Below are 16,229 nucleotides of genomic sequence, written 5' to 3' on the forward strand. Positions count from 1 at the left end.
AAAGATAAAAAATGTTAAGAAATTATAGTAACAGCAGAACGTTGGGAGATAACATAAAATTGGGAACGCTGACTGCCTTCACGGCAGGGACTATAAATATTGCTTCTCTATTGATATTTCTCTCATTTACGTCGAATGTAACGGGACACTACGCTATTTTAGCAGCGGAAATAAGTAAAGGAAACTGGACTCAGGTAATGGCAGTTGGAGGATGGATCTTCCTGTTTTTCTTCGGAAGCTTTCTCTCTAATTTTATTGTTATTAACTTTAATAAAAAGAGTAAATATTTTGCTCATGCATTGCCTATTGTCTTAGAGATCATCTGTCTATTGTTTGTGGGGGTGTATGGTCAGTTTTTTTATCAGAAAACATTGGCTGAAACAGAATCATTGGTTGCTTTAATGTTATTTGCGACAGGGCTTCAGAATGGTTTAACGGCAAGTATTTCCAATTTCTCGGTGAAAACAACCCACCTTACCGGAACAACAACCGATCTTGGAATTTTGTTTTCGATGTTTACCCAGAAAAAGTATAGAAAGAATCCGGAATTGATTGCAAGAGCTAAATTATTGATGAGTATTATGCTGGCTTATGTTTTAGGAGCTGTATTTTCCGGGCTTACGTATTATTATCTGGAATTTAGAGTGTTTTATGTTATAAGTCTATGTCTTTTGGTTGTCATAGGATATGATGCTTATAAAATTCATGTAAGACATTTTAATACCAAATACAGATATTCAAAAATCTATAAAAGACCAAATTTGTTGGCATACCTATATGATAAAATCCATGGAATCCCCAAAAGAAAAGAAAAAAGAAAACTTGCTTTTGAAGACTAGTGGTAGAAAAATAAAAATACTTCAGTATTAATTTTGTGTAAACAAGCTGTGAATCAATCCTCTAATTGTATAATGCGATTAGGGGATTGTATTTTAAGAAAATATCATTGGAGTGTCACTTTGGCTAACGTGTAAAACATGGCTAGGTTGTTGATATGTTAATAATTAAATTGTAATTCGGGGATAGAAAGTTTTTATTCCCATTTTCATTACTTATTTTTGTAAGTTGATTTTAAGTTTTTTATGTCAGATATTATTCAGCTTTTACCGGATCATGTAGCCAATCAAATTGCGGCAGGAGAAGTCGTGCAGAGACCAGCGTCTATTGTGAAAGAACTTTTGGAGAATGCAATAGATGCAGAGGCGACTAAAGTAGAATTGATTATAAGAGATGCCGGGAAAAATCTTATTCAGGTAGTAGATGACGGAAAAGGAATGTCAGAAACAGATTCCCGACTGGCTTTTGAAAGACATGCAACTTCTAAGATCAGAGGAACAGAAGATATATTTAAAATTGCGACAAAAGGTTTCAGAGGTGAAGCTTTGGCTTCAATTGCAGCCGTTTCTCAGGTTGAATTGAGAACAAAGCAAAAAGACGCTACGATAGGAACAAATATTTATATTGAAGGTGGAGTTTTCCAGTTTCAGGACCCTATTCAAACCGCAGACGGATCAAATTTTTTAGTTAAAAATCTTTTTTACAACGTTCCGGCAAGAAGAAAATTTCTGAAAAATAATAATATTGAATTCAGACATGTAATTGATGAATTTCAAAGAGTTGCTTTAGCCCATGAAAACTTGGAATTCTCTTTGTTTCACGATGACGAAGCGGTTTTCAGATTGAGAAAAGGAAGTCAGATGCAGCGTATTGTAGATATTTTCGGCAGGAAACTGCAACCGCAATTGATTCCGATAAAAGAAGATATTATCTGGTGTAAACTTCACGGATTTGTTGCTAAACCTGAAGGCGCTAAAAAAACAAGAGGTGAACAATTTCTTTTCGTTAATGGAAGATACTTTAAAAGTCCGTATTTCAATAAAGCCGTTCAGGAAGCATTTGAAGGACTGCTTTTACCAGGATATATTCCAACATTTTTCCTTTTCTTAGAACTTGATCCTGAGAAGATAGACGTCAATATTCATCCTCAAAAAACTGAGGTTAAATTCGAAGATGAGCATCTTATATTTGCCTTGTTGCGTTCCACGATTAAGAGATCGTTAGGAATTTATAATGTAGCCCCAAGTCTTGACTTCGAGAAAGATCCGCATTTGGATGAAATACTACAAAAAACGTTTCCAAGCAAAAGTAACAGTGGAGGAGGAAGCGGATTTATTAAAATGCCGGAAATCATTGTAGATAGAGATTACAATCCGTTTTTGGAAGAACGAGGAGCAATAAAACAAGCTGAAATTCAGAATCTGGCAGAAATGTATCATCAGAATATAGCTGCAGAACCTTCAAAAATCAATTTGTTTGAAGATGAAGACTTTGATGAAGATCTGATGAGGTTACCGAATGGATATTGGTTGTTCAATAAAGGAGACAGAACTTTGATGCTGGATTTGGGAAGAATGCATAGATTAACGGTTTCGGAAACCAATAAATCTGACAAAAAAGGATCAACTTTGAGTCATGCCCTTCTTTTCTCTCTTGAATATCACATGAATGAAATTGAGAAAAACAAATACAAATCAATAAAAAAATACCTTCCCGAACTTGGATTTGAAATGAGTATTGCTCATGAAAACGTCTTGAGAATAGATGCTGCTCCTGAAGGATTAAAGGAAACTCAGGTAATGAAGTTTTTAGAAAACCTTTTTGATATTCTGGAATATAAGACAGAAGAAGAATTTATGCAATTCTATCAAAATCAATGGAATAAAATGCAGTCTAAATCCCGCTTCGATTTTATTTATAAAAAAGATGCGGAACAGCTTATCAGAGACTTTACAGCATTAGGTTTCCCGGAATTTCTTCCTAATGGAAAAAGATGTTTTTATGAAATACCATTTAATGATTTTAAAAACAAATTTTAAAGATGTTTAATAGTATACCACCAATTACAAGAAATATTATCATTATCAATGTGCTTGTTTTTATTGTGACATTTTTTATGATGCCGCAATTATACAATACATTGTCGGGGTTTTATCCCTTCTCTCCAAACTTTAAATCTTGGCAGATTATTACGCATATGTTTATGCATGGTGGTTATATGCATATTATCTTTAATATGTTGACATTGTTTAGTTTTGGACCCATTTTGGAACAATCATTAGGAGAAAAAAGATACCTTATTCTATATTTTTTAAGCGGTTTAGGGGCATTCTTTTTATTTAATCTTTGGAGCTTTATCGAAGTTCAGCAGATTGTTTCTGGATTGGAAAACTTAGGATTAAATGTGTCTGAAATATATGCAAAAGCAGCAATCGGATATTCAGGTGATATGAATATCAGTGCAACAACTCAAGAAGGAAAAGAACTTTCACAGCAGCTTTATGATGTGCTAAGAACCCCTATGGTTGGAGCTTCTGGTGCAATCTTTGGTGTTGTGACGGCGTTTGCAACATTGTATCCTGATGCAAAAATTGGAATTATGTTTATTCCGGTTCCTATGAAAGTAAAATATGTGATGCCCATCGTAATTGTTATTTCTATTTATTTAGGGGTTTCAGGAAGTGGAGGTGGAATAGCTCACCTTGCCCACGTTGGCGGAGCTTTGGTAGGCTGGGTTCTTGCCCGAATTTGGAGAAAACATTTGTATAGATTTAATTAAAATCATTCTGTGAAAGTTTTTCGTCTCATCCTTTTCATAATACATATAGGAATATTCATTCTCTTATTAGGAGTACTGATGAACAGTTTTGTTCCGCCTCAAGTATTTCCTTGGTTCAATTTACTCTCTTTAGGATTTCCTATTTTAATTAGCGCATATATTCTCATTACTTTTTTCTGGATTATAAGTTGGAAAAAACGAGCTTTTATATTTATTTTGTTGGGGTTATTGTTTTTTAAACCGGTTATAAGATGGGTGAATTTTACTTCAAAAAAAGATGAAATAGCAAACCTTAAAATTGTTTCTTTAAATACAAAAGGTGGGAAATTAGGAGTAGAGAATATTGAAAAATATATCAATCAGCAAAATGCAGATTTGGTTCTTTTACAAGAAGATGGCGACTTGAATTATCAATTTGAAGGATTAGAAAGACAAAAGAAAGTACCTGTCGTTTCTTTTTATTCAAAATTTAAAATAATAGATCATAAAGACCTGCAACTTTATCAAAAGTTTAATGCATTTGCGGAACGTATTGATATTGAAATAAAAGGAAAAAATTATAGATTCATCAATATTTACTTACAGCCATTTAAGTTTGAGAAGAACATGGTAAAATTAAATGGGAATAGTGATGAAGATGAGGCTAAGATTAAAAATATAATAAAGAGGCTAATTCCAACTTTTAAAGACCACCAAGAGCAAATTGATATTATAAAACAAGAAATCGACAACTCTCCTTATCCTGTATTTGTTGTTGGAGATTTTAATTCTGTTCCTAATTCTTATGAATATTATAAAGCTTCAGAAGGTCTTAATGATACTTTTGTAGAAGTTGGAAGAGGAAGTGGAACGAGCTTCCATGATTATAAATTTCCTTTACGTATCGATTATGTTTTTACTTCAAAAATAATACAGCCAATAAGTTACAGAGTAGATCGTAACGTAAATATTTCTGATCATTTTCCGGTAATATCTACCTTTAAATTAACAGATTAAAATCATAAAAAACGTTAAATAAAATCAATTGGTAGGGTTTTTGTTAAAACAAATGTGATTACACCGTTTTTTAATGAAGCCGAACCAGATATTGTTGTTTTCCCATATCCTTGTTGCGATTCTATTGTTATGTACTTTAGGAAATGCTTGGATTGCTCCTAATTTATTGGGTAATTTAAATCTACTTTCTCTAGCATTTCCGTATCTTATTATTGTTCATATTTTATTTACCATCATTTGGTTTTTTAAAAGAAAGAAAGTTGCCTTACTATTTGCTTTGGGAACTCTTGTTTTTTTTAATCCCATTCGAAGATGGATCAATTTTTCTCCTAAAACGGATAATGTCAGAAGTATAAGAGATATCAAAGTATTGACTTTTAATGTGAAATACGGAGATTTTGGATGGGATAAAGTAAAAAAATACATCACCGATCAAAATGCGGATATTATATTGGTTCAGGAAAAGGATACGAATAGAGCTTTGAGAAAAGACATGGTAAAATATCCTACCGTAATATTAAAAACAAAACATAGAATTGTAAGACAAGAAGAACTGATTACCGATAAATCGCGAGGAAATTCCTTTTATGCGGATGTCGATATCAATGGAAAAATTATTCGTGTGGTAAACGTATATCTGGAACCTTTTAGACTAAATAAAGCGATGTTTAATTTGGCTGATTTTGGAAAAGAAAATAAGATAAGTGCGCTGCTTTCACATATGATTCCTACGTTTCAGGCGCATGAAAATCAAATAAAAAAGATTCGTAAAGTGGTTGATCTGTCTCCTTATCCTGTGATTTTGGCGGGTGACTTTAATTCTGTTCCTAATTCCTATGAATATTATAATCTGGGAAAAGACCTTCAAGATGCTTATTTAACGGCAGGAAATGGCAGCTCTACCAGTTTTCATGACTATAAAGTTCCGCTTAGAATTGATTATATATTTAGCTCAAAATCAATTATTCCTCTTAGCTATAAAGTAGATCATTCGGTTAAATTGTCGGATCATTATCCGGTAATTGCAGAATTTCTGCTAAATTAGTTCCATGAAAAATATTTTCTCGGCAATCCTTCTTTTATTCATTTTTTGTGCTTGTTCAAAAAAAGAACCGGTGTATGTTGACAATGTGCAAGATCTACGACCTAGATATGATACTACGGCAATAGATTCCTTTTCTGCAGGAGCAACTTCTGAAGCAGTGATTATGAAAATAAGAATGTCTTCACAGAAATATCAGGATTCGGTAAAAGAAGCTATAAGACTTCAGGCGGAAGAAAAAAGAATTGAAGAGGAATTAGTAAAAGAAAATAAGAAAAAGGAGGAAGAGGAAAAGGAAAAGAAGAAAGCCAATGAAGAAAAAAAACAAAAAGCATTGGAATCTACAGAAGTAAAAACAGAATAGAACTAAAAATATAAAATATGAAAAACCAAATTTTATCTGCAGTGGCTATCTCCATTCTAGCAGTTTCTTGTACCAAATCTACTACGAAAACAGAACAGGTAGAAAATCCGGACGGATCCGTAACAACAACTACCACTACAGTTACTGAAACTTCTGCAGGAGTGGATTCTACAAAAATCAATGAAACGAAAAAAGAAATACACGAAAAAGTAGAAGAAACAGGCCAAAAACTGGATAATACAACTCAAAAGGCTAAAGAAGATATTCATAATGTTGGAAAAGACATCAAACAAGGAGCTCAGGAAATTGGTAAGGATGTAAAAGATGCAGTAGCAAAAGGAGCTGAAAAAGTAGAAACTGGAGCTAAGAAACTGAAAGAAGACTAAAAGAAATAGATTTATATTTCTTTGTACATGAAAAATATAGAAAAAGCTCCAATTTCTGGAGTTTTTTTATGTTTTTATTGAAAAACAGCTTAAAATTATTAGATATTAAGCTGTTTCAAAATATTCTCTTGGCGTTTTTCCGAACCTTTCTTTAAAAGCTGTAGCAAAAAACTCAGGTGTTCCAAAACCCAGATATTTGGCAATTTCTTTTATTTTTCTTTCTTTAAAGTCGAGATCACTTTTTAGCAGGCTTTCAAGATGCTTGAAGCGAAGATCATTGATGTAATTGTTAAACGTCTTTCCCGTTTTTACTTTAATGATACGACTCAGGTATTTATCATTGGTATTAAACCTTTCAGCTAGTGTATTTAATCTTAGATCTGAAGCAAGGTATTTGTTTGATTTTTCAAAATCATCTAAACTTTTGAGAAGTTGCTTAACTGTAAATTTATTGATCGGAAGATAAGCTTCATAATCGATTTCAGAAGTGTTGTTCTTTTGTTGATTTTGTGAACTGTAAACAATGGAAATTTCTTCTTCAGAAGGTGTTTCCAATGGACCATTGCTTTCTTTTTTTTCAGTAATAAAGTTACTCTGTATTCTAGGTATTTCTTCGTTTTTATTTTGAGTATTACTATTCGAGTATTCTATGTTCTCTAATTCTTTTAGAACGTTAGTTTGAAGTGAAGAATGTATCTTCTTATTCTTTTTATTTTGGTACATGAAGAATCCTGTAGCGGAAATAATTCCTAAAATTCCAATACTAATGAAGCTCCAACGTTCTTTTTTTTGGTCAGAAAGTAAATCTTCTTTTTCTTCTAGGAGTCTTTTTTCATCATAATCCGTTTTCAGCTTTTGAGTAATGTTTGCTTGATCTGCTTTAAATTTTTTCTCATATCCTAAAAGTTCATCTACTGCATTAAGTAGTTTCTCTCTATTCCCATTTTTCTTATAATACTCTATAAAAAACTCGAATGCCGGACGAAATTCTAAAGAAATTTTTTCTGTTTTTTTATAATTGTCAATGATTTCTTGAAAAAAGGGAAGCGCTTTTTCATCTTGTTTCAATTTCCAATAAGACATTCCTATATAATATTTTTCATAGAAATGAGTTTCTGTATCATTATGTAGTTTTAAAGCAGCTGTAAGTTTTTGTTGTGCATTGACAAAATGTCCTTGCGAATAATCATTGAATGCATCGACAGAGATAAAACCAGGTTTATAAAGTATCATATCCCGATTTTCTGAAAGAAAAGAATAACCTTCTTTTATGAGATTTTTATTTTCTTGAACTCTTTTGAGTACTGCATTGACTTTAATTAAAGCCATTAATGAAAAGATATACTCATTTCTGTTAGAGAATGTTTTTACATTATCTTTCTTCCATCTGAAATAGATAACAACATCATCAAGAATTTTTTTTGAATCTTCATAGTCCATTAATAGAAATTTTATATTGCCTATTAATGATTTAACGCTATTAATATATTCCTTGCTACTATTATCGTTTTTTAGGTAATCATAGGCAATTAAGCTGTTTTCAAGAGAACGACTGTAATTGTTCGTTGAAAAAAAGAGACTTGAAGAATTAGAATAGGCCAGTCCTATATAACGGTCGTCTTTTGTTTGAATGGCCACTGTAATAAGACTGTCCGCATATTTTTCTTTCTCGTTATTGTTTACATATAATGGAGCAAGAGAGTATCCTGTAAATAGTTCGTCTATGTTTTTTTCATCTTTGGCTTTTTTTAAATATTTCTGTACATATGAAAAAGCTAATTTTTTATTTTTCCCTGAGTCTAAAATTCTCTTATATAGGTCTTCGTATTTCAACTCTTTCTGGTCCTGTCCCCAAGAGGATTGGAATAAAAACGTGAAGAAAACCATTAAAATGAAAAGACAATATTTTTTTCTCATCTATTTGTAATTTTAGTACTGCTCAAAGTACTCTTTTGGTGTTTTTCCAAATCTTTCTTTAAAAGCCGTGGCAAAAAACTCTGGTGTTCCAAAGCCCAGATATTTGGCGATTTCTTTTATTTTCCTTTCTTTAAAATCGACATCACTTTTTAGCAGGCTTTCAAGATGCCTGAAGCGAAGATCATTGATATAATTGTTAAAAGTCTTTCCTGTTTTTACTTTAATGATACGACTCAGGTATTTATCATTTGTGTTAAACCTTTCAGCTAGTGTATTTAATCTTAGGTCAGAAGTAAGGTATTTTTTTGACTTTTCAAAATCATCTAAACTTTTAAGGAGCTGCTTAACTGTAAATTTATTAATAGGTAGATAGGCTTCATAATCGATTTCAGAAGTGTTATTCTTTTGTTGATTTTGTAAGCTGTAAACGATAGGGATTTCCTCTTCAAAAGATGTTTTTAATGGATCATTACTTTCTTTTTTTTCAGTAATTATATTGCTTGGGATTGTAGATATTTCTTCACTCTTATTATTGGAAAATTCTGGGTTTTCCAATTCTTTTATAATATCGGCTGGAATAGAGGATTGTGGCTTCTTATTCTTTTTATTTTGATAGATGAAGAAACCTGTAGCAGAAATAATTCCCAGAAGTCCTATACTAATGAAGCTCCAACGTTCTTTTTTTTGATCGGAAAGTAGATCTTCTTTTTCTTCTAGCAATCTTTTTTCATCATAATCCGTTTTCAGCTTTTGAGCAATATCTTTTTGATCTTCTTTAAATTTTTTCTCATATCCTAAAAGCTCATCTACTACATTAAGCTGTTTTTCCCTATTCCCGTTTTTTTTATAATACTCTATAAAAAATTCGAATGCTGGACGGAATTCTAAAGAAATTTTTTCTGTTTTTTTATAATTGTCAATGATTTCTTGAAAAAAAGGAAGTGCTTTTTCATCTTGTTTTAATTTCCAATAGGACATTCCCAGATAAAATTTTTCATAGAAATGTTTATCGGAATCATTGTATAAACTTAATGACTTTTCTAATTTTTGAATAGCAGAAGAATATTTTCTTTGAGAATAATCATTGAATGCATCGGATGACATTAAATCACTCAAATAAAAACTAACATCAGAGTTGTTTTTTATAAATGAGTATCCTTCTTTGATGAGAATTTTATTTGTCGCGAAATTATTTGCTGCAGAATTTATTCTTATTAAATTACTTAAAACATACGTATAGGAAGCTCTGATACCAACAGTCTTTTTATTGTCTTTCTTCCATTTATAATATTCATATATTTCATTTGCTATCTTCTGAGCTTTTGTATTATCTCCAATTTTATTTTTGAGCCTAGCAATAGTAAACAGTCCTTCGTAAGCAAATTCTTTTGATGTATCATTTTTGAGATAATCATCTGCAATAATTGCCATTTCTAATGCTTTTTTGTAATCGTAATTTTTAAAATTAGCATTAGCCGAGCTTGCGTATGCCATGCCTATATATCGGTTGTCTTTAGTTTTAACAGATTCTAGAATTAAGCTATCAGCATATTTTACTTTTTCATTATCTGGGGCAAATGTTGTTGCAAGACCATATCCCGCTATTAATTCATCAATACTATTAATACTTTTTGCTGCCTCTATATATTTTTTTGTTAAATGGAATGCTTGTTTTCGATCTTTAGAAATAAGAGCTATTTTATTTTGAAACTTTTCAAAATCAATTTTTTTTGAAGACAATTCATTTTGATTGATAAAAGAAGAACAAAATATGACCAGAATTATATTTAGTAAAAGTAAAAAGCCATATTTTTTTTTCATTTTTTTGAACGTTTTTATTTAAAAATCGGGAAATATTTAAATTAAATGCGATTTTTAAATATGTAATTGACTATCAGTTGCATATTTTTTTATTATGCTTCTGCCTTTAAAATATTTTTCCTATTTACAAAGGTTTTGAAGAGGTTAAGCAAAGATATTTTAATTTTTTATATCCTGTGTAAAAAGGAAAATTTGTTTTAAGAAAACTTGTGATGATATATTTGGAACAACAAAACAGAACACAATTCTAAACAATAAATTAATCTGTGTTTATTTTTAATTAAAATGAAAATTTTAAAGAAAATGAATAGAAATTTTTGGTTTAGAAATCACGAAGAAACAAACTTTAATCATTATGAAAAATAAATTAACTGCTAAAAAAACTGTAATCTCAAGCTTAATGCCGCTTTCGTTTATGACCATATATAGCTTTTGGGTATTGTATAAAAACTTAGATACTCCGAGTGACTGGAAATTTTATTGTGGTGCCATAAGTTTTTTATTTTTTAGCTCCTTTTTGGGATTTGGAATATTCAAGACCTTTAAAAATCAATAACCGATGAAAAAAGAAAACATTTCTATTCTAGCATTTGCTGCTGTATTAATTATTGCTCTTGTACGTTTTTTAGATTCATCTGTTTATACCGCTCTTTTTTCAGATCATGAAAATGTAATACAGGAGTATATAAAAAAGTCAATATGGTGGGGAGTATTTTTTGGAGGAAGTATTGCTGCTATAATTGTTCTTTTAACAAAATCATTAAAAAAAACTAAATAATTATATACATGAAAAAACTATTGTTAATCACATTTTTCTTTTTTATCGCTTCATTAGGAATGAATTACTTTTTTTATTCTGATTATGAAATCAGTATGAAAGGCATTTTTGTATCGCTTTCGGGAAGCATTCTGTTTGGAGTACTGATGTCTTTTTTTATAAAGAAAAAGGAATCATAAATGTCTTTATGAAAGAAGATTAACTGTGAGATGGTTATTCTAAATTAAACACAAATCAATTATATAAACTAAAATCATGAAAACCCAATATACTCCTTAAATCAAATTAAGGAGTATATTATTTATTCATTTCCAGTAAAGGATCTATATATTCTCTGTCATTACTCAATCTAGGAACTTTATTTTGACCGCCAAGCTTACCTTTTGATTCCAGCCAGTTGTAAAATAAATTTGTTTTTGCGATATGTACGATTGGCCTTTTTAAGGTCATATTATTATATCTTTTAGCCTCGTAATCAGAATTTATAGATTTTAAATGCTGGTCAAAAATATCTACAAACTGATCTAAATTATCAGGTTGTTCACGAAACTCAAAGATCCATTCATGGGCTCCGCTTTCATTATTTTTCATAAAAACGGGTGCTCCTGTAAACTCTGTGATCTTGGCGCTGGTGAGTTCACAAGCTTTGGTCAATGCAGATTCTACATTGGTGATCATAAGTTCTTCACCAAAAGCATTGATATAATGTTTTGTTCTTCCTGTAATTTTTATTCTGAAAGGATTGATCGAAGTAAATACGACGGTATCTCCAATCAGATATCTCCATAAGCCACCATTGGTGGTAATAACCATAGCATAGTTTTTTCCTACTTCTACGTCTTCAAGGCTTACGACTTTAGGATTTGAGAAATGAAACTCATCCATAGGGATAAATTCATAGAAAATACCATAATCAAGCATAAGTAGCATTTCATCACTATTAGGCTTATCCTGAATCCCAAAGAACCCTTCAGAAGCATTATAAATCTCATAATAGTTAATGTTCTTGCCTATAATCTGCTTGAACTGTTCTTTATAAGGCTTAAAGCTGATCCCTCCATGGAAAAATACTTCAAGATTCGGCCACAATTCGGAAATACTGCTGACCTCAGTTTCTTTTACAACTCTCTGCAAAAGGACCATCATCCAGCTCGGAACTCCTAAAATACTTCCTACATCTTCATTTTTAACTTCAGAAGTGATGGCTCTAAGCTTACTTTCCCATTCACCCATCAAAGAAACCTTTTTACTTGGGGTGGTGGTTATTTCTACCCAAAACGGAAGATTATCAATTAAAATAGCCGATAAGTCGCCAAATTTTGTGTTAAAATCAGCGTATAATTCTGAACTTCCTCCTAAACGTAAGTTTTTATAATTGAAAAGCTGATTTTCTGGATGATTATTGGCATAAATAGAAACCATGTCCTTTCCCGCCTTCATGTGGCAATATTCCAAACTTTCATCAGAAATAGGGATGAATTTGCTTTTAGCATTGGTTGTTCCGGATGATTTGGCAAAATATTTAATATATCCGGGCCAACTTACATCTTTTTGCCCTTGTCTTGCCTTTTCAATATAAGGTTCAAAATCTTCATACGTAACAATCGGAACTTTATTTTTAAAATCCTGATAGCTTGATATGGAGTTGAACCCATACTTTTTACCATATTCAGTATCTTCAGCATGAAACAATTGAGAAAAAAGAATACCCTTCTGAGTCTCAATAGGATGATTCATGAAATTTTGAATCTGATCCATCCTTTGGCGGATGAACCAGTTGACTACAGTATTGAATAATGCCTTTGTTGCCATTCCAACAAATATAATGATATTTGGATTTCCTAAAAATTTTTTAAGATGATAAATAAAAAAACCGTTACAAATTTTGTAACGGTTTGATATATAAGTTTATTGTTTCTTAGCAATACTCGTCGTAAGCAGCCTGAAGGTTTGCAGCAATTGCTCCTGCAGGGTTTCCTTCAATGTGGTGTCTTTCCAGCATATGAACCAATTCTCCGTCTTTAAATAAGGCTACGCAAGGTGAGCTTGGAGGGAATGGAGCTAAGTGTTTTCTAGCCTCTGCTACTGCTTCTGTATCGAAACCAGCAAAAACTGTTGTTAAATGATCAGGCTTTTTCTCTCCTGTCAAAGAATATACTACTCCCGGTCTTGCAGCTCCTGCAGCACATCCGCAAACAGAATTGATCACCAATAGTGTTGTTCCTGATTGTTTTAATGCTTCCTCTACCTGAGTTGGAGTTGTTAAATCTTCGAAGCCTTTATCTGTAAGTTCAGCCTTCATAGGCATTACTAAATCTGTTGGATACATTTTTTGTTTTTTATAATTCTATGCAAATTTACAACATTTCTAAATGTTTCATTAATTTATAATAACTATCATTCAATTTATTAAACAAAATAGTTGTTCAATCTAGGATATCAAAACTATAATAAATTTCATTAATGTTTGATTTATATATGTTAATATTGAAAAATATTTATTAATTTTGAAAAGATTCTAAAAACAAGCTTCCATGAAAAAAAACTTATAATTATAATATAAGAATTATTATCAGTATAAACTACTGATTGATAGTGTAATTCCCTCACCTTTGTTTTATCCGTACCAATGTTTTTAGAATTAACATCGGATTTTAATAAAGGACTATAATAAAAACCTGAAACAATTTGTTTCAGGTTTTTTAATTTTTGAAATATTATTTTTATAAATAAAATGAAGCCCGGAACCATGGTTCCGGGCTTCTTTAATCAAATCGATATGCAAAGGTTGAATATCCTAAAAAATAGAATTAATACACTATAATTGATGGATGATGATCAAACATCGACTATAATTTATCAATCCTGCTTTATGAAAGTAGCTTTTTAGCCATCTCGGAAATACTTTTCCCGTCAGATTTTCCGGCTAATGTCTTTGATGCTACTCCCATTACCTTTCCTAAATCTTTTACAGATTCAGCGCCGGTTTCAGCGATAATGTTTTTCATTTCTGCTTCAAGCTCTTCTGCCGAAAGCTGTTTGGGTAAGAATTGCTCAATAATTTTCATCTGAGCTTCTTCTACTTCTGCCAAGTCATTTCTTCCTTGAGCTGTAAATTGATCGTAAGAATCTTTACGTTGTTTTACCATTCTCTGAAGAATAGCAATTTCTTGTTCTGCCGTAACTTCTACTCCTATAGCTTCTGTTTTTAGCAGTAATATTTGAGATTTTACAGCACGAAGAGAATCTAAAGCCACTCTGTCTTTAGCTCTCATTGCTGTTTTTATAGCTTCGCTGATTGTATTTTCTAAACTCATATTGTTAATTTGAAAATTTGAAAATGGAGTAATTTGAAAATAGAATAATTGCTAATGAATTATAATTTTCAAATTCCCACATTCTCAAATTAAATTTAGTCTACATCTTTATTTAAAAATCTGTTTTCTCTGACCTGCATATTTCCGTTATTGTCGGAAAGATAAGTGTTGATGTTCTGATCAGAGGCATTGGTTCCTTCAATAGAAATATTTTTTCTTTTGAAAGCCGGAACAGATTCGAATTCGCTTGAGCTATCAAAACTTTGATAACGGGAGTTGAATTCTTTTAATTTATTTCTTCTTTCAATCACTCTGTCCTGATCAATTGTTTTATTCACAAAGGTGAACTCTTCTTCTGCAGGTTTTGGAGTTTCGATTTCTGTTTTAATTTCTTCTTTGGGCAAATAGAATGTTTCAACTTTTGGAGCTGTTTCTTCAACGACAACATTTGTTGGAGTCTGGAAATCTGTTTTTGGCTGTCCAAAATCTATTTTAGGCTCATTTGCAGGCTCGTTTACAAAGAAACTAAACTCAACAGGTTTTGATTCTGAAAAAGAGTTGCTAAAAGAATCTTTCGTAGGTTCATCTTTTTTCTCGAAATCAAAAGAAAAAGACTGGATTTCCAAATCATTTGGATCTTCTCCTTCTTCTTCGTCTGAAGAGAACAAGCTGAATGATTCTTCTTCCTGCAATTCTTCGTTTCTCCAAGCTTGAGTAGGTGTATTTACCGTATCTTCTTCTCTATCAGAGAATTTTATTTCAGTTTTTATTTCTTCCTCCTCAATAATCATTTTTTTTTCAGTATGCGAAGATCCGAACTGTGGAGTATTGTTGTCTTCGTCATCTAATCTGAAAAGGTTTTTGCCTCCGAAATTGTAATCTTGCTCTGGAGCAGATTTTCTTTCTTCTCTTGTTTTAAAAGGTGATTCTTTTGGAGCATCAAAACTGTCATTTAAGCTAATTTTGATTTTTTCCGTAGGTCCTGCGAATTTTTTATCATCGTTTGAGAAACCTGTTGCGATAACAAGAACACTTACTGCATCTCCTAGTTCTTCATCTGCTCCAACTCCGAAAATAATATCAGCAGTATGTCCTGCTTCTTTCTGGATGTGGTCCATGATGATCCCGATTTCGTCCATGGTTACTTCTTCAGCACCGCTTCTGATCAGTAATAGTACATTTTTAGCACCAGTAATTTTGTTGTCGTTCAACAATGGAGAGTCAAGCGCTTTTCTTACTGCTTCTTCTGCTTTATTTTCACCTGAAGCTGTTCCAGTAGACATCAATGCCGTCCCGGAATTTTGAAGCACAGATTTAGCATCTCTAAAGTCAATGTTTACATCAAAATAACCCGTAATAACTTCTGCCATTCCTTTTGCAGCATTTGTTAAAACTTCATCGGCTTTTGAGAACCCTTGCTTGAATCCAAGGTTCCCGAATTGTTGTCTTAATTTATCGTTGTTGATGACAATTAATGAGTCAACATTATTTCTTAATTTATCAAGTCCGGTTTCGGCTTGTTCTAATCTTCTTTTACCTTCAAAGCTGAAAGGAACGGTAACAATTCCTACGGTAAGGATTCCCATATCTTTTGCTACTTTAGCAATAACAGGAGCAGCGCCGGTTCCTGTTCCACCACCCATTCCGGCAGTAATGAATACCATTTTGGTATTTTGTCCCATTGCCGCTTTGATGTCTTCAATGCTTTCGATAGCCGATTTTTCGCCTACTTCAGGATCTGCTCCTGCACCAAGACCTTCAGTGATGGTTGTTCCCAACTGTACTTTGTTGGCAACCGGGTTATTGTCTAATGTCTGAGCATCTGTATTACATATCACGAAATCTACTCCGTGAATTCCTTTTTCGTACATGTGTTTCAGTGCGTTGTTTCCACCGCCACCTACACCGATTACTTTGATGATCGATGAATTTCCTTTTGGTAAATCAAATGAAAATCCTTGTGTACCTATATTTTCCATAACTGTTCTTTTA

Annotated in this window: 14 protein-coding genes; 8 read left to right on the forward strand and 6 right to left on the reverse strand. The window is 32.0% G+C overall.

Annotation, left to right across the window (positions count from 1 at the left end):
- Positions 1-11: 11 nt before the first annotated feature.
- The 7 genes from RM51_RS15925 to RM51_RS15955 all read left to right on the forward strand — a co-directional run bounded on the left by RM51_RS15925 (position 12) and on the right by RM51_RS15955 (position 6,404).
- Positions 12-839 (forward strand): YoaK family protein, encoded by an 828-nt coding sequence (locus RM51_RS15925; protein ID WP_039371762.1) that lies wholly within the window; start codon positions 12-14, stop codon positions 837-839.
- A gap of 243 nt (positions 840-1,082) precedes the next feature.
- Entirely contained in the window at positions 1,083-2,876 is a 1,794-nt protein-coding gene (gene mutL, locus RM51_RS15930) for a DNA mismatch repair endonuclease MutL (protein ID WP_039371765.1), read from the forward strand.
- Between the two features lie 2 nt (positions 2,877-2,878).
- Positions 2,879-3,616: a rhomboid family intramembrane serine protease gene (locus RM51_RS15935; protein WP_039371768.1), complete on the forward strand. Its 738-nt coding sequence runs from the start codon at positions 2,879-2,881 to the stop codon at positions 3,614-3,616.
- A 255-nt stretch (positions 3,617-3,871) separates the two neighbouring features.
- Complete coding sequence (locus tag RM51_RS15940) at positions 3,872-4,612, forward strand: endonuclease/exonuclease/phosphatase family protein (protein WP_228375825.1); 741 nt, start codon at positions 3,872-3,874, stop codon at positions 4,610-4,612.
- Positions 4,613-4,685: 73 nt separating this feature from the next.
- The gene (locus tag RM51_RS15945; RefSeq protein ID WP_039371774.1) at positions 4,686-5,657 is read left to right on the forward strand and encodes an endonuclease/exonuclease/phosphatase family protein; all 972 of its coding nucleotides are present in this window, start codon (positions 4,686-4,688) and stop codon (positions 5,655-5,657) included.
- Between the two features lie 4 nt (positions 5,658-5,661).
- A complete protein-coding gene (locus RM51_RS15950) occupies positions 5,662-6,018 on the forward strand; it encodes a hypothetical protein (protein WP_039371778.1) in 357 nt (118 codons plus the stop codon).
- Positions 6,019-6,035: 17 nt separating this feature from the next.
- Positions 6,036-6,404: a hypothetical protein gene (locus RM51_RS15955; protein ID WP_039371781.1), complete on the forward strand. Its 369-nt coding sequence runs from the start codon at positions 6,036-6,038 to the stop codon at positions 6,402-6,404.
- Between the two features lie 105 nt (positions 6,405-6,509).
- Here the strand turns inward: RM51_RS15955 and RM51_RS15960 are convergent, their stop codons facing one another.
- Both RM51_RS15960 and RM51_RS15965 read right to left on the reverse strand, forming a co-directional pair.
- Positions 6,510-8,321, reverse strand: coding sequence for a helix-turn-helix domain-containing protein (locus tag RM51_RS15960; RefSeq protein WP_039371784.1), 1,812 nt, complete (start codon positions 8,319-8,321; stop codon positions 6,510-6,512).
- Between the two features lie 12 nt (positions 8,322-8,333).
- Positions 8,334-10,142 (reverse strand): helix-turn-helix domain-containing protein, encoded by a 1,809-nt coding sequence (locus RM51_RS15965; RefSeq protein ID WP_039371787.1) that lies wholly within the window; start codon positions 10,140-10,142, stop codon positions 8,334-8,336.
- A gap of 559 nt (positions 10,143-10,701) precedes the next feature.
- Here RM51_RS15965 and RM51_RS15970 point away from each other — a divergent pair.
- The gene (locus tag RM51_RS15970; RefSeq protein ID WP_039371789.1) at positions 10,702-10,920 is read left to right on the forward strand and encodes a hypothetical protein; all 219 of its coding nucleotides are present in this window, start codon (positions 10,702-10,704) and stop codon (positions 10,918-10,920) included.
- Between the two features lie 297 nt (positions 10,921-11,217).
- Here the strand turns inward: RM51_RS15970 and RM51_RS15975 are convergent, their stop codons facing one another.
- The 4 genes from RM51_RS15975 to ftsZ form a co-directional block, all read right to left on the reverse strand.
- Entirely contained in the window at positions 11,218-12,732 is a 1,515-nt protein-coding gene (locus tag RM51_RS15975; protein ID WP_039371792.1) for a GH3 auxin-responsive promoter family protein, read from the reverse strand.
- Between the two features lie 106 nt (positions 12,733-12,838).
- Complete coding sequence (locus tag RM51_RS15980; RefSeq protein WP_039371795.1) at positions 12,839-13,249, reverse strand: BrxA/BrxB family bacilliredoxin; 411 nt, start codon at positions 13,247-13,249, stop codon at positions 12,839-12,841.
- Positions 13,250-13,790: 541 nt separating this feature from the next.
- Positions 13,791-14,237 (reverse strand): GatB/YqeY domain-containing protein, encoded by a 447-nt coding sequence (locus tag RM51_RS15990; protein ID WP_039371801.1) that lies wholly within the window; start codon positions 14,235-14,237, stop codon positions 13,791-13,793.
- Between the two features lie 95 nt (positions 14,238-14,332).
- Positions 14,333-16,216: a cell division protein FtsZ gene (gene ftsZ, locus RM51_RS15995; protein ID WP_039371805.1), complete on the reverse strand. Its 1,884-nt coding sequence runs from the start codon at positions 16,214-16,216 to the stop codon at positions 14,333-14,335.
- Positions 16,217-16,229 lie beyond the last annotated feature (13 nt).

The organism is Chryseobacterium taiwanense, assembly GCF_000813825.1.
GTDB classification, from domain to species: domain Bacteria; phylum Bacteroidota; class Bacteroidia; order Flavobacteriales; family Weeksellaceae; genus Chryseobacterium; species Chryseobacterium taiwanense.